The sequence below is a fragment of the Acidimicrobiia bacterium genome (assembly GCA_035471805.1).
Taxonomy (GTDB): Bacteria; Actinomycetota; Acidimicrobiia; order Spongiisociales; family JAHEDJ01; genus JAHEDJ01.
In genome coordinates this window covers 35,953-59,533 of record DATIPS010000004.1, presented here as the reverse complement: position 1 = coordinate 59,533, position 23,581 = coordinate 35,953, and the positions used below count along the sequence as shown (strand labels likewise).

Annotated in this window: 22 protein-coding genes and 1 pseudogene; 3 read left to right on the top strand and 20 right to left on the bottom strand. The window is 64.7% G+C overall.

Annotated elements, in window-relative coordinates; genetic code table 11:
• Positions 1 to 10 precede the first annotated feature (10 nt).
• Entirely contained in the window at positions 11 to 1,159 is a 1,149-nt protein-coding gene (locus VLT15_00865; protein HSR43765.1) for a 6-phosphofructokinase, read from the top strand.
• Entirely contained in the window at positions 1,159 to 2,187 is a 1,029-nt protein-coding gene (locus VLT15_00860) for an ATP-dependent 6-phosphofructokinase (GenBank protein ID HSR43764.1), read from the top strand. Before VLT15_00865 ends, VLT15_00860 begins: the two co-directional genes overlap by 1 nt.
• Here the strand turns inward: VLT15_00860 and VLT15_00855 are convergent.
• The 5 genes from VLT15_00855 to VLT15_00835 are packed head-to-tail and all read right to left on the bottom strand — an operon-like array spanning position 2,180 to position 5,145.
• Positions 2,180 to 3,037 carry a hypothetical protein gene (locus tag VLT15_00855; protein HSR43763.1) on the bottom strand — a complete coding sequence of 286 codons (858 nt, stop codon included), beginning with the start codon at positions 3,035 to 3,037 and terminating at the stop codon, positions 2,180 to 2,182. The two genes, VLT15_00860 and VLT15_00855, sit on opposite strands and share 8 nt — an antisense overlap.
• The gene (locus tag VLT15_00850) at positions 3,006 to 4,007 is read right to left on the bottom strand and encodes an RluA family pseudouridine synthase (GenBank protein HSR43762.1); all 1,002 of its coding nucleotides are present in this window, start codon (positions 4,005 to 4,007) and stop codon (positions 3,006 to 3,008) included. Before VLT15_00850 ends, VLT15_00855 begins: the two co-directional genes overlap by 32 nt.
• Positions 3,926 to 4,414, bottom strand: coding sequence for a signal peptidase II (gene lspA, locus VLT15_00845; GenBank protein ID HSR43761.1), 489 nt, complete (start codon positions 4,412 to 4,414; stop codon positions 3,926 to 3,928). Before lspA ends, VLT15_00850 begins: the two co-directional genes overlap by 82 nt.
• The gene (locus VLT15_00840) at positions 4,395 to 4,769 is read right to left on the bottom strand and encodes a TraR/DksA C4-type zinc finger protein (GenBank protein ID HSR43760.1); all 375 of its coding nucleotides are present in this window, start codon (positions 4,767 to 4,769) and stop codon (positions 4,395 to 4,397) included. Before VLT15_00840 ends, lspA begins: the two co-directional genes overlap by 20 nt.
• Positions 4,770 to 4,827: 58 nt before the next feature.
• Positions 4,828 to 5,145, bottom strand: coding sequence for a DUF167 domain-containing protein (locus VLT15_00835; GenBank protein ID HSR43759.1), 318 nt, complete (start codon positions 5,143 to 5,145; stop codon positions 4,828 to 4,830).
• Between the two features lie 183 nt (positions 5,146 to 5,328).
• On the opposite strand from VLT15_00835, the gene ileS reads away from it, so the two are divergent.
• Positions 5,329 to 8,481 carry an isoleucine--tRNA ligase gene (gene ileS, locus VLT15_00830; protein ID HSR43758.1) on the top strand — a complete coding sequence of 1,051 codons (3,153 nt, stop codon included), beginning with the start codon at positions 5,329 to 5,331 and terminating at the stop codon, positions 8,479 to 8,481.
• A 21-nt stretch (positions 8,482 to 8,502) separates the two neighbouring features.
• Here the strand turns inward: ileS and VLT15_00825 are convergent, their stop codons facing one another.
• The 15 genes and pseudogenes from VLT15_00825 to VLT15_00755 all read right to left on the bottom strand — a co-directional run bounded on the left by VLT15_00825 (position 8,503) and on the right by VLT15_00755 (position 23,505).
• Positions 8,503 to 9,378 (bottom strand): DivIVA domain-containing protein, encoded by an 876-nt coding sequence (locus tag VLT15_00825; protein ID HSR43757.1) that lies wholly within the window; start codon positions 9,376 to 9,378, stop codon positions 8,503 to 8,505.
• Between the two features lie 63 nt (positions 9,379 to 9,441).
• Positions 9,442 to 9,693, bottom strand: coding sequence for a YggT family protein (locus VLT15_00820; GenBank protein HSR43756.1), 252 nt, complete (start codon positions 9,691 to 9,693; stop codon positions 9,442 to 9,444).
• Between the two features lie 6 nt (positions 9,694 to 9,699).
• The gene (locus tag VLT15_00815) at positions 9,700 to 10,230 is read right to left on the bottom strand and encodes a cell division protein SepF (protein ID HSR43755.1); all 531 of its coding nucleotides are present in this window, start codon (positions 10,228 to 10,230) and stop codon (positions 9,700 to 9,702) included.
• Between the two features lie 14 nt (positions 10,231 to 10,244).
• Entirely contained in the window at positions 10,245 to 10,910 is a 666-nt protein-coding gene (locus tag VLT15_00810; protein HSR43754.1) for a YggS family pyridoxal phosphate-dependent enzyme, read from the bottom strand.
• Positions 10,898 to 11,521 carry a polyphenol oxidase family protein gene (locus VLT15_00805; GenBank protein ID HSR43753.1) on the bottom strand — a complete coding sequence of 208 codons (624 nt, stop codon included), beginning with the start codon at positions 11,519 to 11,521 and terminating at the stop codon, positions 10,898 to 10,900. Before VLT15_00805 ends, VLT15_00810 begins: the two co-directional genes overlap by 13 nt.
• Before the next feature lie 68 nt (positions 11,522 to 11,589).
• Positions 11,590 to 12,567, bottom strand: a pseudogene (gene ftsZ, locus VLT15_00800) (cell division protein FtsZ).
• Between the two features lie 106 nt (positions 12,568 to 12,673).
• Positions 12,674 to 13,408, bottom strand: coding sequence for an FtsQ-type POTRA domain-containing protein (locus VLT15_00795; GenBank protein HSR43752.1), 735 nt, complete (start codon positions 13,406 to 13,408; stop codon positions 12,674 to 12,676).
• Entirely contained in the window at positions 13,408 to 14,337 is a 930-nt protein-coding gene (gene murB, locus VLT15_00790; protein HSR43751.1) for a UDP-N-acetylmuramate dehydrogenase, read from the bottom strand. The genes VLT15_00795 and murB overlap by 1 nt, the downstream gene beginning before the upstream one ends.
• A complete protein-coding gene (gene murC, locus VLT15_00785; protein ID HSR43750.1) occupies positions 14,337 to 15,707 on the bottom strand; it encodes a UDP-N-acetylmuramate--L-alanine ligase in 1,371 nt (456 codons plus the stop codon). Before murC ends, murB begins: the two co-directional genes overlap by 1 nt.
• On the bottom strand, positions 15,700 to 16,779 hold the full coding sequence (locus VLT15_00780; protein ID HSR43749.1) for a UDP-N-acetylglucosamine--N-acetylmuramyl-(pentapeptide) pyrophosphoryl-undecaprenol N-acetylglucosamine transferase: 1,080 nt from the start codon (positions 16,777 to 16,779) through the stop codon (positions 15,700 to 15,702). The genes murC and VLT15_00780 overlap by 8 nt, the downstream gene beginning before the upstream one ends.
• The gene (ftsW, locus tag VLT15_00775) at positions 16,776 to 17,951 is read right to left on the bottom strand and encodes a putative lipid II flippase FtsW (protein HSR43748.1); all 1,176 of its coding nucleotides are present in this window, start codon (positions 17,949 to 17,951) and stop codon (positions 16,776 to 16,778) included. The genes VLT15_00780 and ftsW overlap by 4 nt, the downstream gene beginning before the upstream one ends.
• Positions 17,948 to 19,237 (bottom strand): UDP-N-acetylmuramoyl-L-alanine--D-glutamate ligase, encoded by a 1,290-nt coding sequence (gene murD / locus VLT15_00770; GenBank protein ID HSR43747.1) that lies wholly within the window; start codon positions 19,235 to 19,237, stop codon positions 17,948 to 17,950. Before murD ends, ftsW begins: the two co-directional genes overlap by 4 nt.
• Positions 19,237 to 20,319 carry a phospho-N-acetylmuramoyl-pentapeptide-transferase gene (gene mraY, locus VLT15_00765; protein ID HSR43746.1) on the bottom strand — a complete coding sequence of 361 codons (1,083 nt, stop codon included), beginning with the start codon at positions 20,317 to 20,319 and terminating at the stop codon, positions 19,237 to 19,239. Before mraY ends, murD begins: the two co-directional genes overlap by 1 nt.
• A complete protein-coding gene (locus VLT15_00760; GenBank protein ID HSR43745.1) occupies positions 20,304 to 21,773 on the bottom strand; it encodes a UDP-N-acetylmuramoyl-L-alanyl-D-glutamate--2,6-diaminopimelate ligase in 1,470 nt (489 codons plus the stop codon). Before VLT15_00760 ends, mraY begins: the two co-directional genes overlap by 16 nt.
• Entirely contained in the window at positions 21,766 to 23,505 is a 1,740-nt protein-coding gene (locus VLT15_00755; GenBank protein HSR43744.1) for a penicillin-binding protein 2, read from the bottom strand. The genes VLT15_00760 and VLT15_00755 overlap by 8 nt, the downstream gene beginning before the upstream one ends.
• Positions 23,506 to 23,581 lie beyond the last annotated feature (76 nt).

Below are 23,581 nucleotides of genomic sequence, written 5' to 3'. Positions count from 1 at the left end.
GGAGGACCTCATGCGAATCGGAATCCTTACCGGCGGCGGTGACGTCCCCGGCCTCAATCCTTGCATCAAAGCCGTAGTCAACCGGGTTGCGGACCGCGGTCACGAGGTAGTCGGCATCCGACGCGGATGGGCCGGTGTTCTGGAACACAACCCCGAGGATCCCGCCTCCGCCGCGCAGCACTTCCTCGACCTGACGCCCGAAGTTGTGCGCACCATCGACCGGACCGGCGGGACCATGCTGCACACCTCCCGGACGAATCCTCAGAGAGTTCAAACGAGGGATGTGCCCGACTTCCTGTTGGGGAGCATCGACGGGGACGGCCCGCACGACCTGACGCCCCATACCTTGCGTGTGCTGAACGATCAGCAACTCGATGTGCTGATACCCATCGGCGGTGACGACACCCTCTCCTTCGGCCAGCGCCTCCACGAAGAGGGTTTCCCCGTGATCGCCATTCCGAAGACGATGGACAACGATGTTCACGGCACCGAGTACTGCATCGGTTTCTCGACCGCCATCACCCGCGGAGTCCAGTTCATCACGAATCTGCGCACGGCCACCGGCTCACATGAGCGCATCGCGGTAGTCGAGTTGTTCGGCCGTAACAGCGGCGAGACCTCACTGGTCACGGCCTACCTGTCCGGTGTGGACCGTGCCCTCATCTCCGAGGTCCCCTTCGACATCGACCGCCTGGCCGCCTTCCTGGTCGAGGACCGCGCCAGGAACCCGAGCAAGTACGCCATCCTGACGATCTCCGAGGGTGCGCAAATGATCGGCGGTGACATCATCGAGACGGGCGAGGCAGACGCGTACGGTCATCGCAAGCTCGGCGGTATCGGCGAGGTGACGGCGCGGCTCATCAAGGAGCGCACCGGCATCTCGATAATCGAGCAGCGGCTCGGCTACCTGATGCGGTCGGGTAGTCCCGATTCCCTCGACCTGATGGTGGCCATCAACTACGCGGTGATGGCGGCCGACCTCGCAATGGAAGGCGCAACCGGTCGCATGGTGTCGCTGCGAGGCGGGACCTACACCAGCGTGCCCATCTCGGTCACCGCCGAAGGCGTCAAGCGGGTCGACGTCGACGAACTCTACGATCGCGACGAGTACCGGCCGAAAGTCCGCCATGTGAGCGGCAAGCCGATGTTCCTGTACTGATGAGCGGGGTCATCGGCGTCCTGACCGCAGGAGGGGACTGTCCCGGCTTGAACGCAGTGATCCGCGCCGTCGTCGGCCGGGCCGGCGAGCACTACGACGCAGAAGTCGTCGGAGTTCAAAACGGTTGGGAAGGCCTGATGAACGGGCGCACCCGGCCCCTCGACAGGGACAGCGTGCGCGGCATCCTGTCGCGCGGCGGGACGATCCTCGGCACCTCGAGGATGGACCCCTATGTGCACGGAGACGGGTATGAGAGCGTTCGCCGCACGATCGAAAGCAACGGCATCGAATCCCTGATCGTGATCGGCGGCGACGGCACGCTTCGCACGGCCCTGAAGCTTTCCGAAGAAGGTCTCTCGGTAGTCGGCGTCCCGAAGACGATCGACAACGACATCGCGGCAACGGACTACACATTCGGCTTCGATACCGCCCTGAGCATCGCCACCGAGGCGGTGGACCGGATCGCCACGACTGCGGAGTCACACAACCGGATCATGCTCGTCGAGGTGATGGGCAGGACCAAGGGATGGATAGCCACTTACGCGGCGATAGCCGGTGGCGCCGATGGGCTCCTCATTCCGGAGGTGCCGTACGACCTGGATGACATCGCCGCAGCCCTCAAGCGGCGCCACCGGCAGGGCCGGACCTACTCGGTGGTTGTAGTGGCCGAAGGCGTCGCACCTCCGGACGGCGTGTCGGTCGACCATCCCGTCGACGCATTCGGTTTCGAGCGGCTCGGCGGAGTCGCCTATCAGATCGCGCCCGAACTGGAATCGCGGACCGGTTTCGAGACACGCGTCACAGTGCTCGGCCACTTGCAGCGGGGCGGAACTCCCACAGCTTTCGACCGGGTGCTCGGCACGCGGTTCGGGGCAGCAGCAGTCGATCTGGCGCTGGCCGGCCAAAGCCGGGTCATGGTGGCCGTACGGGCCGACGAGATGGTCTCGGTTCCGTTGACCGAAGCCTGCGAGTCAGTCAGGGGGGTCGATGAGGACCTCTACGGACTGGCAGCCACGTTCTTCAGCTGAGGGGGCCGAAGGCCGCCAAACCCGCCGCGATGTCTACGAGAGCGCGGAACTCGGCGGCTCGTTCCTGTGGCATCGCCGCCGCAGCCAGCTCGAACCGTTCGGACTCGAGCGCACCCGTGGCATATGCACCAATCGAAACCAGTGCCGATCGGACACCTCGCCGGATACGCCTGCTCTCGGCAGACAGCACCTGTTCGATCTCCGATTTCGGCCAACCCGCCAGCAGAGACTCATAGGCCCCGGAGAGCCCGGCCATTCCCAGTACTTCACAGACGGCGACCATCACCAACCGCTTCTCGTCCCCGGTGAGCTGTCCCGGTGCCATGACGAACTCGTGGAGGTCCCACCACCGGCCGAGCGTGCGCGGCTGCCAGGACATAACACCCCACGGGGGTGGCACCGTGTCGAACGCCTTGCGGATGCGAATGAGGGTCGGCCGCGTCTCATCGTTCTGTTTCGGCGGCTCGATCGGCGTGCACATTCGTTGCGGAGCCGGAGTCCGCAATCCGTCGAACATCCTGGCTGCTGCGCCGATGCCGACGGCGCCGGCCACGCCCCGCCTGCCGTATTCGCCTGCCACCGGCCCGACCAGCCCGGGCTCGACGGTGCCGGCATAAGCACTGCGGGCCAGTGCGCCGAAGGAAGTGGCCGCAGTCGTTGTCGAAGGTGTGGATCCCCATCGCAGGAAGTCCTCGAGACTCTTCGATTCGAGCGGACAGGCAGCCAGCACCCCGGCGGCCGCCACCTTCTCCGGGACACCCTCCGGCGCGAAAGCCGAGGTGAGTATCGAATGGCGGAGGGCCGAGAGCGCCTCCCGGTCAACCATCGTCCGGCCCGACGTCGGGCTCACCGAGTGCTTCGAGCGACCTTGACAACTCCGGCGGAAGGGGCGAGTCCACGATCAGGCGGGCGCCGGTTTCGGGATGATCCAGTTCGAGATGATGGGCGTGTAGCCACAACCTGCCGGCTCCCGACGCTGCCCCGCCCTTTCCATAGGCACGATCGTCGAAAACGGGATGACCTATGGAGGCGAGATGAACCCTTATCTGATGGGTGCGCCCGGTCTCGAGCGAGATGTCGAGTAGGGAAACACGGTCGCCCCACACCGATTTGAGCGTGTAGTGGGTACGAGCCGGCCTTCCCTCCACCACCACCGCCATTCGTGTTGCGCGTGACGGATCCCGACCGATCGGAGCATCGATCGTCCCGGTGGTCATGTCGAGCCGCCCGTGGACGAGCGCGTAATACCGGCGGGAGACCTCCCTGGAGGCGATGGCGGCCTGCAGCCGAGCCAGCACCGGGGCTTCCTTGGCGATCAGCAGCAGGCCCGATGTCTCTCGATCGAGGCGGTGTACGACTCCCCAGCGGTCTGTTTCGCCGACCCCTCTGACTTCAGGCCAGCGAGCGAGAACTCCTGCCGCCAGCGTGCCGGTGTCTCTCCCGGCTCCCGGATGTACGACCACTCCGGCAGGCTTGTCGATAATGGCAATCCATTCGTCCTCGTATGGGACCGTGAACGGTACGGATTCATCCGGCTGGAGTCCGACGGGCGAGGAAGGTTCGGGAAAGCTCAACACGACTCCGGCGCCGAGACGCTCCCTCCGGGAGACTGGCTTCCCTTCCGCCTCCACCCGACCACCCTCGATCAGGTCGGACGCGGCCGACCGGCTGATGCCGGCCAGAACCGCAATGATCTTGTCGGCGCGTTCTCCGGCCAGGTCGGCGGGTACCGCCCGAATCAGCCGCGCCGGAGTGCCGCCAGAACGAGCAGAACCGCCCCCACCACTATGGCGCTGTCTGCGATGTTGAAATTCGGCCATAAGGGTGTCTCAATCCAGTCGACTACCGCACCGTCGAACAAACCGGGTCCGCGGGCGATGCGGTCGGTCAGATTACCGAGGGCACCGCCCATGATCGCACCGAGTGTGATCGCCTCGAAACGCCCTTCGACGGACCGCAGAGCGTAGATGATCAGTCCCGTTGCCAGGATCGCTCCCACGGCTATGAAGCTCCCGCCGCCTTTCAGCAGGCCGTAGGCCGCACCGGTGTTGAATGCCAGTTCAAAGCTGAGGATGCCGTCGATCGCGACAATGTCGGCATCGGCGAGGGCGTTGAGCGCCCACAGTTTGGTGATGCGATCGGCGACTATGACGATCGCGGCGGTTGCTCCACCGAGGACAAAGGCTCGCCGGGACCTGGGGCTCAGGTCAGCTTCTGTCTCTGGCACAGTCAACGCAGAAGGTGACGTAGGGAAGCGCCTCCAGGCGGGCGACAGGGATCGGCTTCGCACACGCCTCACAGATTCCGTATTCACCGCGTTCTATTCGAGCGAGGGCGTGCTCCATCTTGAGCAGGAGATCGGCGGTGTTCTGATCGATCGAGAGTTCCTTCTCGTATTCGAAAGCCATTGAACCGCCTTCTGCGGTCATGGGATCCGGACTGCGCTCGGATGCGGTCTCGGCGAGTCGCGCCTCCTCACGTTCCTGCTCGTGCTCATCGAGCAGGTCCGCCAGACGATCGCGCTCCTGTTCGAGCTTCTTCCGAAGCCGACCGAGCGTTCCTGAGGCGAGTTGACGAGCCATGTTCCTCCTCTTGGCGGGAGGAACATAGCACGAACAAGCCGGCGCTTCGTTCGTTGCGCTATCCGCGGGCGGCCAGATTCTCGACAAGCAGGGTCGCCACCGCCTCCGGGGATCGACCCTCCACACGGACCTTCTTGCGTCGCGAGGTCGACCCGCCTTCGAGGCTCAGATGAGCAGGGAGGAGCTCGCCGAGCAGGGCGAGCACCGCCTTGTTTGCCCGGCCACCTTCGGGAGGCGCTCCGACACGGACCCGCAGGGCGCCGTCGTGTATGCCTGCCACCCCGGACCGTCGAGCACCGGGAATCACCCAGACGTCGATGACGGTGTCGGGCCCGTCGGCCCGCAGAGCCCCTTCCAGGTCTGTCCGGCTGATCATTCGTCAATCCTCGGCACGGCAGAGCGGAATTGCGAATCGCTACTGGCGAGGACGTTCGCTCGAGCGGGCCGCCCGGTGGACCCGCCCGGGCCGTGGCACCACGCAGTGCGACCGTAATGATGGCGGGCAGCAGGTTTGTTCCCACTACGATGACTGGCCCGAAACACGAGGAGCAGAGGCCTGATGAAAGGGTTCCGCCGAGTCGCATCGAACGTAGATCTTCCGGCGCTCGACGCGCGAATCCTGGAACTCTGGGATCGGATCGATGCGTTCGAGAAGTCGATAGAGCAGAGGCCCGAGGACCAGAGCTTCACTTTCTACGACGGGCCTCCGTTCGCCACCGGCAGCCCGCACTACGGGCACATACTCGTCGGAGTCATCAAAGACATCGTTCCGCGTTATTGGACGATGCGGGGTCATCGCATCGAGCGCAGATTCGGCTGGGACACGCACGGCTTGCCCGTGGAGATGGAAGTCGAGAAGCAGCTGGGAATCTCCGGCCCGCGCGAAATCCAGGAATACGGCATCGACCGATACAACGAAGCCTGCCGGGTGATGGTCAACCAAACCACTGAAGAGTGGGAGGACATCACCAAACGAATCGGCCGCTGGATCGATTTCGAGAACGACTACAAGACGATGGATCCGGAGTTCATGGAATCTGTCTGGTGGGTCTTCAAGCAGCTCTGGGACAAGGGTCTCATCTACCGGGACTTCAAGGTCCTGCCCTACTCGTGGGGCGCCACGACTCCCCTGTCGAACTTCGAAGCAAACATGGACTACCGCGACGTCGACGACCCGGCGATCACAGTTCGCCTGCGCGTCGTCTCGGGAACCGGCGGAGCCCGGCCGGGAGACTGGCTGCTCATCTGGACCACCACACCGTGGACGCTGCCCGGCAACCTCGCTGTGGCGGTAGGGGGAGACATCGACTACGTGTGCGTCCGCGACGGCCGGGACCAGTACTGGATCGCAGAGGCTCTCGTCCACACCCTGTGGCCGGAGGGCGGCGAGATCGTCGCCAGAGCCAGAGGTGCGGATCTCGTCGGTACGACCTACGAACCGCCGTTCGACTACTTCGGTGAGGAACGCGACCGTGGAGCCTTCCGGATCCTCGAATCGGCGGAGACGAGCACCGAGGAGGGAACAGGCCTCGTCCACATGGCTCCGGCCTATGGAGAGGTCGACTTCTACACACTCCAGGCCGCCGGTCTCGACACCCTCGTCGATCCGATCGACGCCGAGGCACGGTTCACCGACGAGGTGCCTGATGTGGCGGGGATGTACGTGAAGGACGCCGACTCCAAACTCATCGATCTCCTCAAACTGAAGGGCCTTCTCGTCAAACGCGATCAGATACGCCACTCCTACCCCTTCTGCTGGCGCACCGAGACCCCTCTGATCTACAAAGCCATCCCGACCTGGTTCGTGGCGGTCGAGAGTTTCAAAGACCGCATGGTCGAGTTGAACAAGAACATCCACTGGGTGCCTTCTCACGTCGGCGAGCGGCGATTCGGCAACTGGCTCGAAGGTGCCCGCGACTGGGCAATAAGCCGCAACCGCTATTGGGGCTCCTGCATACCCGTGTGGGAGTGTTCGAACGGCCACACGACCTGCGTCGGGTCGATCGACGAACTCGAGAGCCTGTCGGGGGTGCGGGTCGACGACCTGCACAAACACTTCGTCGATCCGGTCACGTTCGAATGCCCGGAGTGCGGGGCTACGGCGGTGCGGGTTCCAGAGGTTCTCGACTGCTGGTTCGAGTCCGGTTCGATGCCCTACGCGCAACCTCACTACCCGTTCGAGAATCGCGCCTGGTTTGAATCCAACTTCCCGGCCAACTTCATCAACGAGAGTCTCGACCAGACGCGGGGATGGTTCTACACGCTCGTGGTCCTGGCGGCTGCTCTGTTCGACAAAGAGCCCTTCCAGAACTGCATCGTCTCGGGGATGATCCTCGCCGAGGACGGTCGCAAGATGTCGAAGAGCCTCAAGAACTATCCGGACCCGACCAACATCCTCGACTCCTACGGTGCCGACGCTCTGCGGGCCTATCTGATCGATTCGCCGCTGATGCGCGCCGAGTCGCTCCGGTTCTCCGAGAGCGGCGTCCGTGAGGTCGTGCGCACTGTGCTGCTGCCCCTGTGGAACGCCTTCTCGTTCTTCACGACCTACGCGGAGGCCGACGGCATCACGATGGCCGACCTCCGGTCGGCGCCCGCCGTCGAAGACAGGCCGGAACTAGACCGCTGGCTGCTCAGCGTGCTGCAGAGCCTCATCCTGCGCGTGAACGAAGAGATGGAGGGCTACTACCTCTACAACGTCGTCGGGCCCACGCTGTCGTTCATCGACGATCTCACCAACTGGTACATCCGGCGCTCGCGGAGAAGGTTCTGGCGGACGCGCAGCGCCGACGACGCCGACAAGCTGTCGGCCTTCGCCACTCTGTACGAGTCCCTGGTGATGTTCTCGAAGGTCCTGGCGCCCGTGCTGCCCTTCGTCACGGAGCATCTGCACCAGGAGCTGGTGGTGGCCCAGGACGAGGACGCACCCGAATCCGTTCACCTGGCCGACTATCCGTCGGCCGACCGGTCGCTCATCGACGAGGAACTCGAGGAGGCGATGTCGGCAATACGCACAGTGGTGCGGCTCGGACACAACATCCGCAAGCAACACAGCCTGCGGGTTCGCCAGCCCCTGGCGAGCGTCACCGTCCTGACCAGGAACCGGACCGTGGCAAACGCCGTCGGCTCCCACATCGACCTCATCGCCGACGAGTTGAACGTGAAGGTCGTTGCCACCAGTCAGGATGAGGGCGATCTGGTCGAACTGTCCGCCCGGGCCAACTTCAAGATTCTGGGCCCGCGCTTCGGGAAGGACGTGCAGGCGATCGATCTGGCTCTGCAGGACGCCACCTCCGCCGAGCTACACCGCCTCCAGGACGGATCGACGATGAGCGTCGCAGGTCACGAACTCAGCCTCGAAGATGTCGTTCTGCAGCGCAACCCCAAGACGGGGGTCGTGGTCGCCACCGAAGGCGCCATCTCGGTGGCCATCGACGTCGAACTCAGCGAAGACCTGGTGATCGAGGGGTTTGCCCGTGAGATCGTGAACCGCATCCAGACGGCACGCCGGGATCTCGACCTGGACGTAACGGATCGGATCACGGTTGCATGGTCGAGCGACGATCCCCGGATAGCGTCGGCGTTCGAAGCTCATGCCGATCTGATCACGGACGAAGTCCTGGCGACGGGCATCCGGCGCACCGAACTGGACGAGAAGGCCGACCTGGCGGGGGTCTCATTCGGCCTTCTGGTGGAGAAGTCGGGCGACTGACCCGGAGCTCCTCTATTCGTGTCAGCCTTCGTCTCGCTCCCAGGGGCGCCGGTAGGAAGGCCGCGAGTCGATGTTCTCAGAGCGGTCGCGGGTCATCCACTCCGGAACCTCGGCGATCTCCGCGGCGTCTTCCGGCTCGTCCTCGGATTCCTCTTCCTCGAAGTCGGAGAAACTCTCCACCGGCTCGCCGTCATCGCCGCCTTCATAGTCGAAGTCATCATCGGCATCCGCTTCCTCGTCCACTACACCGAGAACCGCGTCGTCGAGGGTGGGAAGCTCCTGTTCCGCCAGGTCATCCAGATCGATCGGTTCGCCGGCATGGCGGCCGAAACCGGCCGGTTCTTCGGCATCGAAGGCCCGATCCGCCGGCTCTGGGAACTCACTGTGGGCGGCCGGAGCCGAATCAACCGCTTCGCGATCGGCGACTGCAGCGATCCGGTCGGCAACCGCGTCCACATCGAGCACGTCGAGCCGCCTCATGGTGCCGGTCGCCAGGTCTGAGAGGGCCGCCCGCAATCCGTGGACGCGGTCGCGCAACATCGCCGTCTCGGCGAGGAGCCTTGCCTTTTCCTCTGTCTGCTCGCTAGCCACACGGTTGACCTCTCCGCGCGTTTCGGCCAGGAGTCGTTCCGACTCGGCTCTTGCCTCCTCCAGAATCGCATCTGCGGTTCGCTGAGCGACCAGGAAGGTCCGACGCATGGCGTCTTCGGTTTCACGGTTGGCGGAGAGCTGCTCTTCGAGAACTGCGATTCGCTCTTGAGCGTCGCGCAGACGCTGCTCGAAGTCCCGCAATGAGATGACCACCTCGTCGAGGAACTCGTCGACCTCGTCCTCGGCGTAGCCCCGCAGGGCAACCTTGAAGGTTTGCTGTTGTACGTCGATTGGGCTCAGTGGCATAGCTCCGGATCCTCGTGAAGGTCGTCGGCTGAGCTTAGTCAGAACTGCCGGCGATCGGCGCGCTCAGCAGACGACGGATCTGAGCAGGCTGAGTCCGAGCAGGACCACGAGCGGAGAGAGATCGAGGGCGGCCGGACCCATCCGGACCGGAGGAATGACCCTGCGAAGCGGAATGAGGACGGGATCGGTCAGTGAGGCCAGAATCGAGCGAATCCGGCCCACCGGATGATCGGACGGTACCTCGAAGAAACTGAGAATGATCCTCCCGAAGAGGACCAGCACGTAGAGATCGATGAGCGTACAGAGAAACGTCATGGACGATCAGGTCTGCTCGTCGCCGACCGCATACAGGCCGAGGTCCGCCAGCCTCCGCTTCTCCTCACGGCCCAGCGACACCCGCGGGGGCAGGACGAGGATGACACCCTCGTCGATCTTCCTCATCGATCCGTCGAGAGCGTAGGTCAGACCGGTGCAGAAATCTACGAGGCGGCGCACCATATCCGGATCGGTGTTCCGCATGTTCAGCACCACCGGTACGCGGTCACGAAGCCGGTCGGCGATCACTTTGGCGTCGTCGAAATGGGCCGGCTCGATGATGTCGGACTGGGCATCCATCGTCGGAACGGCGCGCACTGCGCCCGTCGACCGGGTGGAGGACTGCGGTTGGGGCCGCCGGGCGACCGGTGGCGGCTCGACTCGCCGCCCCGCGACACGCTCGCGCGTTCCCTGGGTTTCCACGGTCTTGACCGCACTTCTCGTCCGCGCCGGCGCCGGTTGTTCAGGCTCCTGATCGACTCGATCCTCGTCGACGAGCCCGAGATACATCAGCGCTTTCTGCCACAACGAAGCCATGTGCTCCCCGATGTCTAGCGATTTCTCGGCCCAAAGATAGCTTGTCCGACGCGCACGAGAGTCGCTCCTTCCTCAATTGCGACCTCGAAGTCGTCGCTCATTCCCATCGACAGCTCGTCGATTTGCGGGAACTCGAACCTCAGCGCCTCCCGCAACGCGGCCATCCGGCGGAAATAGGGGCGGGCGGCTTCGGGTGTTTCAACTCGGGGCGGAATGGTCATGAGCCCGCGGACGTCCACTCCCAGCTCGACCAGTCGGCCGATGACTTCGGAGGCGCGGTCGGGGGACACTCCCGACTTCTGCGGCTCTTCGCCGATGTTCACCTCGACCAGCACGGGAGGAGGCGTTCCAGGCCCTTTCAACCAGGCCTCGCCGAGCGCGACGCGGTCCATCGAGTGGAGCAGCGCGACGGCCGGACGAACGAGCCGAACCTTGTTGCGCTGCAACGGTCCCACGAAATGCCACCGCACGTCCGCGGGGAGCACACTCGCCTTGGTCGAGAGCTCCTGGGCACGATTCTCCCCGAAATCGCGATGACCGGCGTCGTAGACCGTCATCAGGATCTCGGGAGAGAATGTCTTGCCAACCGCCACAACGACGACCTCCTCCGGTCGTCTGCCCGACCGGAGGGCCGCCAGGGCGACCCGCTCCATCGTCTCGGCGAGTTTCAAGTTATCCATGCGATGGTCCCCATTCTCGCCGGTGTTGCGTCGACCCTGTGCGAGTGGAAGGGGGCCGAGCACATCGTGCACTCCCCAGCCTCCCATATGTCCAGGGCCCCGAGCTGGTCCCGGACCGCGCCCGGCAGGTCGACGCTCACGGTTCCCCAGGTCGTCTCGGAAACAAACCCCGCCAGCCGCTCTGCCACCTCCGCCCCGACCTCGTAGCAGCACGAGCCGATTCCCGGTCCGACTCCGGCGCGCTGTGGAGGGAAGCCCGCCTCGGTCATGGCCTCGATCAAGTTCGGAACCACACCCGCCACCACCCCCCGCCAGCCGGCATGGGCGACTCCGACTGCACCGTCCGCGATCAGCGCCACCCCGAGGCAGTCGGCGGTGAACACGGCAAGGGGAAGATCGGCCTCGGTCGTGAACAAGGCATCGGCGGGGCCGAAGTTCACCGGTTCGGTGGCCCGGACGACCGTTGAGCCGTGCACCTGCTCGACCACGGCCCACGGTCGCGGGATACCGAGCTGTGCGGCCACCTCGTCACGGGCGACCTGATCGCCGCGCACGTCCCCGTCGTCGGCGGTGGTGAAGGCGATACCCGGATAGCCGGGCGGAACGATCATCCCCGGACGAAGCTCGGGATATCCAGATCCTCGTCTTTTTGGTTGGCGAGACCGGACAGGGTTCCCGAGGCGAGGCCCCGCGCCCGACGCTGGTCGAAGCCGGCCGCGATCACGGTGACCCGGATCTCTTCTCCGAGTGCGTCGTCGACGACTGCCCCAAAGATGATGTCGGCATCGGCGTCGCAGTGCTCGGCTACGGCAGAAGCCGCCTGGTTGACCTCATAGAGAGACATGCTGGGCGGGCCTGCCACCGACAGGAGTACGCCTCGTGCTCCTTCCATCGATGTTTCGAGGAGAGGACTGGCAATAGCCCGGTTGGCAGCCTGCGATGCCCGGTCCTCTCCCGAGCCTCTGCCTATGCCCATCACCGCGGTCCCGGCGTCTTGCATGACCGTCTTCACATCTGCGAAGTCGACGTTGATCAGGCCGGGTGTCGTGATGAGATCGGTTATACCGGCCACGCCGTTCGTGAGCACCTCATCGGCCAGCCGGAAGGCATCGATGATCGGCGTCTTCTCGTCGGCAATCTCCAGCAGGCGATTGTTGGGGATCACGATCAGCGTGTCGACTGCCTCTCGGAGATCCTGAATGCCTTGCTCGGCTTGCAGCGACCTGCGCCTTCCTTCGAACCCGAATGGACGAGTGACCACTCCCACGGTGAGGGCGCCCAGATTGCGGGCGACCTCGGCCACGACCGGAGCACCCCCCGTACCGGTTCCACCCCCCTCGCCGGCAGTGACGAACACCATGTCCGCCCCTTTGAGCACCTCTTCGATTTCCTCGCGGTGCTCCTCCGACGCTGCCCGGCCGACCTCCGGGTTCGCGCCGGCGCCCAGGCCCCGGGTGATGTCTCGCCCGAGGTCGAGTTTGATGTCGGCATCCGACATCAGGAGCGCCTGCGCGTCGGTGTTCACGGCAATGAACTCAACGCCCCGCACTCCCGCCGTGATCATGCGATTGACGGCGTTCACGCCGCCGCCGCCGACTCCCACCACCTTGATGACGGCGAGGTAGTGCTGCGGTGTAGAGAAGTTCTTATTGGCCATGGCTGTGCTCCAAGCGGAAAGGGTTCAGGGTGAACTTTACCTTGATGTCTGTGCCGAATCCATACCGAATACCTAACCTTCTACGTCAACTTGATGGTTGCGCTGGTCAGGGAGTGACCGCGGGCCGGGCAGGTGCAATGAGGTTGATCGAAGCTCCGGCCGGCAACCCATCGGCCAGCACGGCCAGCAGCGCAGCAGCTTTTGCTGCCATTTCCACCGGACGGCCCATACGAATCTCATGGCCGTCGAAGAACCCCCAGAGCTCCCCTCCCGCTTCCCTCAGTTCGAGTCCCGAGAGTGCCCCGTTGATCGCGGCGACGAACTCGATTCCGCCGAGTACCGCGGGTTCGGTGTGTTGATCCCCAACTTCGATCTGCCGGGCGCCGAACTGAAGAACCGGAGCCCCTTCGGCGGGTGCGGAAACGTACTCCAGCACCACACCTTCGATGTCCAGCACTGCGAATGTCCCCGACGTCCACATCCACGCAACCGCGCGGCGCTGATCGACCGCTATCTCGACGCGGTCGGGGAACACTCGCTTCACTGTGGCGGCCTTCACCCACGGGAGGGATTCGAGTTCCTCGGTTGCGCGGCCGGTACGAACCAGAATCAGCGGCGTTCCCTCTTCGATGCCCGCCCTGGTTATGGCGTCGCGGACGTCTTGCCGGAGCGAGCCGGTCACCTCGATCTCACCCACGGACAGCATCGGGGACTGCAGCAGCCACACGAGTCCGGCACCCAGGCTGACGAGAATCAACAGAATCAGCGCACGCCTGATACCCCTCCTGGCTCCGCTTTCGAGGACCGCCCGCCGGCGCTCATCCATCCTCGGATCGATCATCAGTCCTCCGCCGGTGGCGGCTGTGGTTCGTCGTCGAAGTCGCCGACGAACCGGATCTCGGGGATCAGCTCCACCCCCGAGCGCTCGCGAACGATCTCTCGCACGGCGAACACCAGATCGTGCACATCCTGGGCCGTTGCAGCGCGCTCGGCCACGAAGAAGTTGCCGTGCTTGTGCGACACCGAAACACTCCCGACCCTGTAGCCCTTGAGACCGACCTCGTCGATGATTCGGCCGGCTGCGTCGCCCGGAGGGTTCTTGAACACGCTCCCGGCGTTCAGTGTGCCTCCCGGCTGGTGCTCCTTCCGCCACCTGCTCACCTCGCGCATCACCCCTTCGGCGGCCGCCGGTTCCACAGGGACCGTGTGGAAAGTGGCGGATACGACGACTTCGTGGTCTCCCAGATTCGAGTGGCGGTAGCCGAGATCCAGGTCCTCCGGCGAACGGGCGGATCGTGTTCCGTCCAGCAGGTCGAAAACGTCGGCGGTCTCGAGAACGTCGGCGGTCTCCGATCCGTGACATCCGGCATTCATTCGCACCGCGCCGCCGACCGAACCGGGAATCCCCACATAGAACTCGAGGCTGCCCTGCCCGGCCCTCGCCGCCGTCCGGGCCAGATTGGGGAGGGACGTCGACCCGCCGGCCGACACCAGACCTTCCTGCCATCGCACCCAGGAGAAGCCGGGACCGAGATGAACGACGACACCGTCGAAGCCGCGATCTGAGATGAGGACATTGCTGCCTCTTCCGAGGACGAGAACCGGCAGTGGTGTCTCGGCGATGCCGCCGGCCAGCGACACGAGATCGTCGGCATCCTCAACCTCGACCAGCAGGCGGGCGGGACCCCCGAGCTTGTAGGTAGTCAGTGGCCCGAGCGGAACGTGGGTGAGAAGGCGATTCCGGTCTGCCAGCTCTCGCCAGGAACTCATCAGATGGAATCCCGGGAGAGGGCCCCTGCCAGTTCGCCGGGAAGAAGCGTGATATCACCGGCTCCCATCGTGAGAACCAGATCGCCGGGTTGGAGGCGGCCCGCGATGAAGTCGGCCAGGTCGCTTCGGTGCCGAACGTAGTGCACCTCGGCGTCGGTGTGGTCACGTGCCGCGTCGGCGACGAGCGCTCCGGTTACGCCCGGCCTGGGCACTTCACGAGCACCGAACACATCGGTGACCACGATCACATCGCAGCCAGACATCGCCATTCCGAACTCGCGCTGGAGCGTCTCGGTCCGACTGTACAGATGCGGCTGGAATACCGCCCACACCCGCTCCCAGTCTCCGTGCAGGGCGGTGCGGACCGTCGCGGCCACCTCGGTGGGATGGTGGGCGTAGTCGTCGATGATCGTCACTCCCCCGATCGTTGCCCTTACTTCGAACCGCCTGCGGATCCCGGCGAACTCGCGGAGGGCTCGCGCAGCACCGACGGCATCGAACCCGAGTTCCGAGAGAAGGGCGATGGCTCCCGAGGCGTTCCGGGCGGTATGCAGGCCGGGTCGTGAGACCGTGACGGACTCGTCGAATCCCGGGCCGGTGAGCCGAAACGCCACCGACATGGAACGCTCGTCGACCTCAGTGATGCGCCACGTTGCCGCCGAATCCGTGCCGTAGGTCGGCCGGCCCGTACGTTCGGAGAGACGACGCCCCCCGGCGTCATCGATACCGATCAGGGCGGGTCCGTCGACCGAGCGCACCACTTCGGCGAAGGAATCCTCCATCTCATACACGGATCCGAAGTGATCCAGGTGATCCGCTTCGACGTTGGTGACGACGAGACCCTGCAGGTGAAGCGATTCGAATGTACGAAACGCCTCGTCGGCCTCGAGCACAAAAGGCGAACGCCGGCCGAGATGTGCGTTGGTCCGCAGGTCGACGAGTTCACCGCCGACCATGAACGATGGATCCTGGTCGAGGGATCGCAGCATCGATATCAGCATCGCGGTCGTCGATGTCTTTCCGTGGGTGCCGGTTGCGCCGACGGCGGGCATAGAACGGGTCATGGCCTCCAGCAGTGCAGGCCGCCGCCAGACCGGCGTTCCGTGCTCCTGAGCTGCTGCAAACTCCGGATCGCGATCGGGGACTGCCGACGAGGCAACAACCAGATCGGCTCCCAGGACGTCGTCGGGCCGGCTACCCGTCCATGTTCTGACGCCGATCCCGTCGAGCAGGTCGAGAATCGGTCCCGCTCTCAGGTCCGACCCGGACACCACGTGGCCGAGTTGTGCGAGCAGTTTTGCCAGACCGCTCATCCCTGCGCCCGCCACGCCGATTATGTGTATTCGCTTCGATGTCCCGAGATCAACCATGTGCCCGCCTGAGTTCAGCCGAGATTGTGGCAGCTGCCTGCGGTCTGGCGATGGCATGCGCGGCCGCGGACATCCCGCGCCGCTGTGCAGGGTCTCTCGCCAGCTGCGCAATCAGATCGGGTAACTCGTCCAGTCGGTCCTCGCTCAAGCACCGGGCGGCGCCCGCCCTCTCCAGGGCCCGGGAGTTGGCGTCCTGATGCCCTCCGGATCCAAACCCGCCCGGAATCAGAATGGCCGGCGTTCCGGTGGCCGTCATCTCGGCCACCATGCCGCCGGCCCGGGCCACAACGACGTCGACGGCTGCGAAGAAGTACTGCATCTCTGACTCGAACTCGATCACGACCCAGGGAAACTCAGATCTCTGCGCAGCCGCCGTCACCTCGTCGACATGGTCGCGGCCCGCCAGGTGTACGAGTTGGATCGGCGGATCTTCCCAATCCGACATGGCCGCCATCACGGCCCGATTGACCACGCGGGCACCGAGACTTCCCCCGACCACCCCGAGCGTAACGCGCCCCGGCTCGAGGCCGTACCTATCGAAGGCCGCCCGCCTGAGCTCGACCCGATTGAACTCCGCCAGACCCGCCCGAATGGGATTTCCAACATGAAGCGCACGGACCGCGCCCTCGGTCTGCTCGAAGGAGGTGAACGTGGTCACTGCAAATCGGCCCATCAATCGGTTGGCCAGTCCGGCGTGGGCGTTCTGCTCGTGAAGATACAGGGGTATGCGCCGGCGTCTGGCCGCGAGGCCAACCGGGACGGAGGTGTAGCTGCCCATTCCGAGCACGACCCCGACGTCGCGGGCTCGCAACTCGGAGGAAGCGCGCCGTGTTGCGCGCGCCACGACCAGCGGCAAAGCCAGGTTCTTGGCGCTGAGGCTGCGGCTGAGCCCCCGGACTTGGAGCCTCAGATACGGGAACCCGGCGGCGGGAAATACCGTGGCCGCCAGGCGGTCCCCTCCGATGAACAGCACATCAGCACGGGCGACACCATCGGCAACCAGTTGCTCACCGACGGCCAGGCCCGGATAGACGTGTCCCCCCGTTCCGGCTGCGGCGATCGCATACGTCATCGACTTCCTCTCCGGGAAGACGAAACGCCGCTCCGCGCAACGTTGATGAGAACTCCCGCCGCCCCCATCACCATCACCAGTGCCGTCCCACCGAAGGAGATGAACGGCAGGGGCATCCCGGTGATCGGCATCGCCTGCACGACTCCCCCGATGTTCACGACGGCTTGGGCCGTGATCCAGACCGTTATTCCAACCGCCAGGAATCGGCCGAACCTATCCGGAGCTCGAAAGGCAACCGTCAATCCGATTACTGCGATGAGAGCGAACAGGGTGACTATGACCAGTCCGCCCGCGAAACCAATCTCCTCGCCGATGATCGCGAAGATGAAGTCGGTGTGGGCGTTGGGAACCCATCCCCACCTCGTGCGGCTCGCTCCGAGCCCCACCCCGAAGGTTCCACCGGTACCGAGTGCGCCCAGACCCTGCAGGACCTGGTATCCGTCTCCCAGTTCATCGGCATATGGATCCAGGAAAGCCGTCACCCGGGCAAACCGGTAGTCGGAAGCGTAGGCAAGCACCAGGGCGCTGATCGCTCCCACGATCCCGGTCATCGTCACGTACCGGAGCGGAGAGGCGGAAACGGCCAGGATCGCGAATGCCGCCGCCGCAATGATCAACGTCGTGCCGAGGTCGGGCTCGAGCATGACGAAGAGGCATGTGGATCCCACGATCGTTGCGACGGGAACCACGAAGTGCCAGACATCGTCGAGTCGACGTTCCTTCTTGGCCATGACCGCGGCAAGGGCGACGATGGTGGCGAATTTGGCAAACTCCGACGGCTGGAACTCCGTGAACCCGAGGTCGATCCAGCGCTGGCTTCCGTAGTCACGATCACCGACGAGCAGAACGGCGAGCAGACCGACACTCGACACCAGGAAGATCGGCACCGCCGCCTTGCGGTACCAGGCATACGGGACTCGGGCGGCAACGACCATGGCTACTGCGCCGAAGCCCATCGCCATCAACTGCCTCGTGAAGAAGGCCCAACCGTTGCCCTCCTGTTCGAGACCGACGACTGACGACGCGCTGCGCATGGCGCCCAGACCGATCACCAGGAGCAGTCCCACCGCCAGGCTGAACAGCACCGTGAGGCGAGTGTTGACTTCCGCAGTAGCGACGTGGCGGCGCGCCGCCGATCTGGCTCCCGCGATCGATGTCACCTTGGTGGTCATTCCCCCTCCTCCAGCTCCAGCACGGCCCGTCGGAACACCTCTCCGCGATGTGCGTACGAATCGAACATGTCGAAACTGGCGCATCCGGGAGCCAGCAGGACCGTGTCTCCGGAGCGGGCCATCGATGCGGCTGATGCGACCGCCTCGCTCATCGAGTCGGCCTTCACCGCCGGAATGTGGAGAGCGGCTTCGATGACCTCATCGGCAGCCTCACCGATCGCGACGACCGCCCGGACATTCGGATGACGGACGATCGGCGCCAGATCCAGCGCCTTGTTGCGGCCACCCGCTATGAGTACCACCGACGGGTAGGCAGCAACGGCGGCCAGGGCAGCATGGGGATTGGTCGCCTTCGAGTCGTCGATCCACATCACGTCCCGCCAGGCACCGATAACCGTTCGACGGTGGCGCACCGGCTCGAAGGCGGTTATGACACCGCGCACGGCGGCCGGATCTGCACCGGCCAGCAAGGCGGCGGCACCCGCCGCCACCAGGTCGAGCAGGAAGGAAGGATCGGCGACCGGCACCTCATCCAGGGGCATTTCGAGACCATCGAGCACCAGGCGGCCGCCTTCAACCCCCCACCCTCCGCCGGTGCGAGCCTTGCCGCTCACCGGCACCGGACGAGCGTGTGCGCGGCTCGCGACCAGACTGGCCTCGGGATCATCGACGTCGAACACCAGGGGCACCTCGGGTCCGGCGTTCCGCACGATGTTCGCTTTCGCCTGCCGGTAGTTGTCGAAAGTCTGATGCCAGTCGAGATGGTCCGGAGCGATGTTCAACAGGACGGCCAGATCCGGCGTGAAGCTCTCGATGAACCGGAGTTGGAAACTCGACGCCTCGACGACGATCACGTCGGGGGTGCTCCCGACGATGTCGGTGAGGGCGGTTCCGATGTTCCCTGCTGCGGTTGCCTGCCTCCCGGAGGCGTTGAGCATGTCGGCGACGAGGGTCGTAACCGTCGTCTTGCCGTTGGTTCCGGTAATCGCCACGATCGGTGCGGTGAGGTGGCGTGCCGCGAACTCGAGTTCGGCCCATACCGTTACGCCGGCACGCAGCGCGGAGGAAATCGATGCGGAGTGTTCGGGTATGCCGGGGCTGGTCACTACCACGTCGATGCCGCGGAGCCATTCCGGTTGCCACTCGGAGTGGAAGGTGGGCAAGTTGGTGAGGTCGGCCAGCGCGGCCGGGTCGCGGTCGTAGACGGCCACCTCGTAGCCGAGCCGCTCGGCGAGACGAATGGCCCCGCGTCCCGACACGCCGCCTCCGAGCACGAGCATCCGCATCAGATCGCTCCCCGTCCCAGATCGATACCGCCGTTGGTGATGAAGTCCCCGTAGAAGAACCCGAGGGCGAGCGCGATTCCGATCGCCGCCAGGATCCAGAACCGCACGATGATCGTCGTCTCCGGCCAGCCGATCAGTTCGAAGTGGTGGTGGACGGGAGTCATGCGGAACACCCTTCGGCCGAACCCGCGGAAGCTCACGACCTGGATGATGACCGTGAGTGTCTCCACAACGTACAGGCCGCCCAGCAGCAGAAGCAGCAGATCGGTGTTGGAGATCAGGGCGAGTGCGGCCAGCGCCCCGCCTATCGATTGGGAACCGACGTCCCCCATGAAGATCTTGGCCGGCGCCGTGTTCCACCACAGGAAGCCGAGGAGCGCTCCGAAGAGCGCGGCGGCGAAGATCGCCAGTTCCAGTGCGCTCAACTCGTTGGCGAGGAATCGACCGTAGAAGGAGTCGTTTCTAGATATCCAGAACAGGATGATCGTGTATGCACCGAAGACCAGAGCTCCCGAACCCGAAACCAAACCGTCGAGCCCGTCCGTGATGTTCACCGCGTTGGCAGTGGCCGTCAGCATCAGCAGGACCCAGATGAAGTAGGCGAGACCGAGGTTGATTCCAAGGGATCTGGTGAACCCGACCTCGGTCGCCACCCCGGCTTCGACGGCCCACCAGGCGAAGACACCTGCAATGGCCAGCTGGCCACCGAATTTCGCGGCCTTTCCAAGACCGAGGTTTCGTTCGCGGGTGACCTTCTGGTAGTCGTCTACGAATCCGATCAGGGCCATACCTACGAATGCGAAGACCACGAGCAGCCCGCCCGCCCTGAACCCGTGGACGTTGAACCCGAATCCGTTCTGCTGGCTCCAGAAGGAGACGTGTGACAGCGAGTAGGCGATGAGAACGGCGGCCACGATGACGACGCCGCCCATCGTGGGCGTGCCGCGTTTGTGTGAGTGGCCTTCCACTTCCTCTTGAATGAACTGGCCGATATTGCGCCGTCGCAGGTACCTGATGGCGTAGGGAGTTCCCAGGATCGAAACACCAAAGGCAATCGCTGCCGAACTCAGCAGGGCGAGCATGGCGTCTCCTCGATCCAGGCGAGTTCGTCGGCGACTACCTTGCGATCATCGAACTCGATGATGCGGCCGCCTATCTCCTGTCCCTGCTCGTGGCCCTTCCCGAGCACGAGGACGGTGTCGCCGTCTCCCGCCGCAGCCAGGGCGCGACGGATGGCGAGACGACGGTCCGCCTCGACGATCAACTCGACTGCGTCGGTGTCGACGCCCGCACGCACCGAGTCGATGATCTCGCCGGGTGACTCGGATCTGGGGTTGTCGGAAGTCAGAATGAAACGGTCGGCAGTGGAGGCGGCGGCACCCATCGCCGGCCGTTTGGAGCGGTCCCGGTCGCCACCGGCTCCCAGTACGACGGTGATGGAACCGGAGCAAAGCGCACGCGCCGCGGCAATGACCGTGCGCACGCCGTCCGGCGTGTGCGCGTAGTCGACAACCGCCGTGAAGCGTTCCGGCCCGGGGACGATCTCGTAGCGTCCGGGGATCTGGCCGACGGATTCCAAACCTCTGGTGACCGAATCCAGGTCGACGCCCAGTTCGAGCGCGCAGCCGGCCGCAACCAGCGCGTTGGATACGTTGAACTCCCCGGCCAGCGGCAAGGACACGTCTGAAGATCCGACGGGCGTGACCAGTCGAAACCGGGTGCCCGACCGTGAAAGTTCCACGTCGGATGCTCGGACATCGCTCCCGACGGCCAGCACCGGAACATCGACCATGCCGGCCAGGAGCGCACCACCCGGATCATCGATGTTGATCACGGCCCGCTTAGTTCGCGCTTTGTCGAATAGAAGCGCCTTAGCCGCGAAGTAACTCTCCATATCCCCGTGGAAATCGAGATGGTCCTGCGACAGGTTCGTGAAGGCGGCAACTGCGAACGACACGGCGTCAACCCGGCCGAGCGCCATCGCATGGGACGAAACCTCCGAAGCGACGACGTCTGCACCTGCCTCGAGCATGTCGGCGAGGAGTCGCTGAAAATCGGATGCCTCGGGAGTCGTCCGTTCCAGGCGTATGGACCGACCCGCCACCGACGCGCCGGTCGTGCCGATACGTCCGGCAATCGCTCCACCCGCCGTGATGATGGACTCGAGCAGGTAGGTGACGGTCGTCTTGCCGTTGGTGCCGGTCACGCCGACCACCCGCAGCTGCGAGGAAGGATGCCCGTGGACTTGGGCGGCCAGACGGCCGAGAACCGCCCTCGAGTCGTCAACGACGATCTGGGGAACCGGACGGTCATCCACTGCCTCCTCGACACACACCGCCGATGCGCCTTCCGCTATCGCCTGGTCGACGAAACGGTGCCCGTCGGTAGTCAAACCCCGGATTGCCACGAAGAGAGCTCCGGAGGTCGCCCGGCGGCTGTCGTGCACGACATCGGAGACCTTCACGGTCGGGTCGCCGACGAGCGCCGCGCCCACCGTCCTGGCCAGGCGACCGACTGTTGCCGGGGATTTACTCATCGGGAGACACCCCCAGTTGATGCAGCGCATTCTCCATCACTTCGGCGAACGCAGGGGCGGCCGCGTCGCCACCGTAGTGTCCGTTGACCGGCGAGTCGATCACTACGGCCACGACGAGTTGAGGGTCGTCGATCGGTGCCATGCCGATGAAACTCGCAATCCAGGCCGTTTCCGAATAGCCGCCGCCTTCCCACTTCCGGCTCGTGCCGGTCTTGCCGCCGACCTCGTAGCCGGTGACGCGGGCGTTGCCACCCGTGCCGTCATCACTCTCGACCACCGAACGCAGAAGCAGACGCATTATCCGGGCGGTCTCCTCGGAGACGATCCTGCGCTGTTCCGGCTCGACCGCCTGCCGGATCCCGTCGCCGTCCACGATGCTGCCGACCAGATGCGGCCTCACCCACACACCGTCGTTGGCAATGGTCGCGAACACTGAAGCCATCTGCAGCGGTGTCACAGAGACGCTGTATCCGATTGCCGCGGAGGCGGTGCACGGACCACATGTGATGTCCACTTCGGCGACCCCGGCGGCCTCTCCTGAGAAGTCGATGCCGGTCCGGCTTCCGAAACCCCACTTCTCCAGGTATTTGCGATGCGCGACATCCCCCAGCTCGCGCTGGATGAGAATCGTCCCGGTGTTGGACGATCGGGTGAATATGTCTTTCACCGTCATGTCGAGATCGGGGTGAACGTAGACGTCGTGGTAGCAGCCGTATACCTCGTCACCCTTGTCGCACGCACCGTCGATTACCTCGAGTTCATAGGGTACGTTTCGAATCAGAGTGCTCCATTGCACCGCCTTCTCTTCGATGGCTGCGGCAACCGTGACGAGCTTCTGCGTCGAGCCGGGTTCGTAGGTCATTCGCACCGCCGCGTTCTGCAGCATGGCCGGGTCTGCAGAGCGGACGTCGTTGGGGTCGAAGCTGGGAGTGTTGACCATGGCCAGGACTTCCCCCGTGTTCGGATCAAGCACGACGATCGTGCACCGGAGAGCCTCCGTGCGCTCGATGGTGGCCACACAGGCCTGCGACGCGGCGAACTGGATGTCGAGATCGATTGTGGACACGAGATCCGATCCCGGAACAGCCGGGACGATCTCGCTGGTCGCGAACGGAATAGGGGTTCCGCCGATCGCCCGCTCCCATTCGGCATATCCGGGGGTGCCCGCGAGTGCGCTTTCGTAGAAGTACTCCATGCCCTCGAGTCCCTCGTTGTCCCATCCGACGAATCCGACGACCGAAGCCGTGAAACGGCCCGCCGGATAGACACGCTTCGGCTCGTTGACGAAATACAGGCCGGGCAGTTCCAGTTCCCGCAGGTGATCGGCATCCGCCGGCTCCATCTGACGGACCAGGGTGACCCACCCGGTTTCCTTGGATTCGAGCCGGGCCTTCAGTTCGTCTCGATCACCACCGACGGCGGCCGCGATCAGCGATGCCGTAACCGTGAAGTCGTCGATCTCGGCGAGATTGGCGGACACCGTCACACCCTCGATCGTGACGGCGAGAAGCTGTCCTTGCCTGTCGAAGATGGTGCCGCGCGCCGCCGCCAGGTCCTGATGGATCGTGCGCTGCTCCCGGCTCCGCTCCTCGTAGACCGCTGCGTCGACCACCTGGATCTGGAAAAGGCGAAATCCCAGGCCGCTCCAGGCCACGATCAACACGACCCCTACGGTGATCAGCCGGAAGTCGGCGCGGCGAAGCCGCCGGCGGGCGCGTGAGCGCCCGCTCACGGCTATTCCTCCGGCCGAACCCGGCAGGCGACCTCGGGAAGGTCACCACCGCGGCATCGGCCCCCAGCGCCAGGTC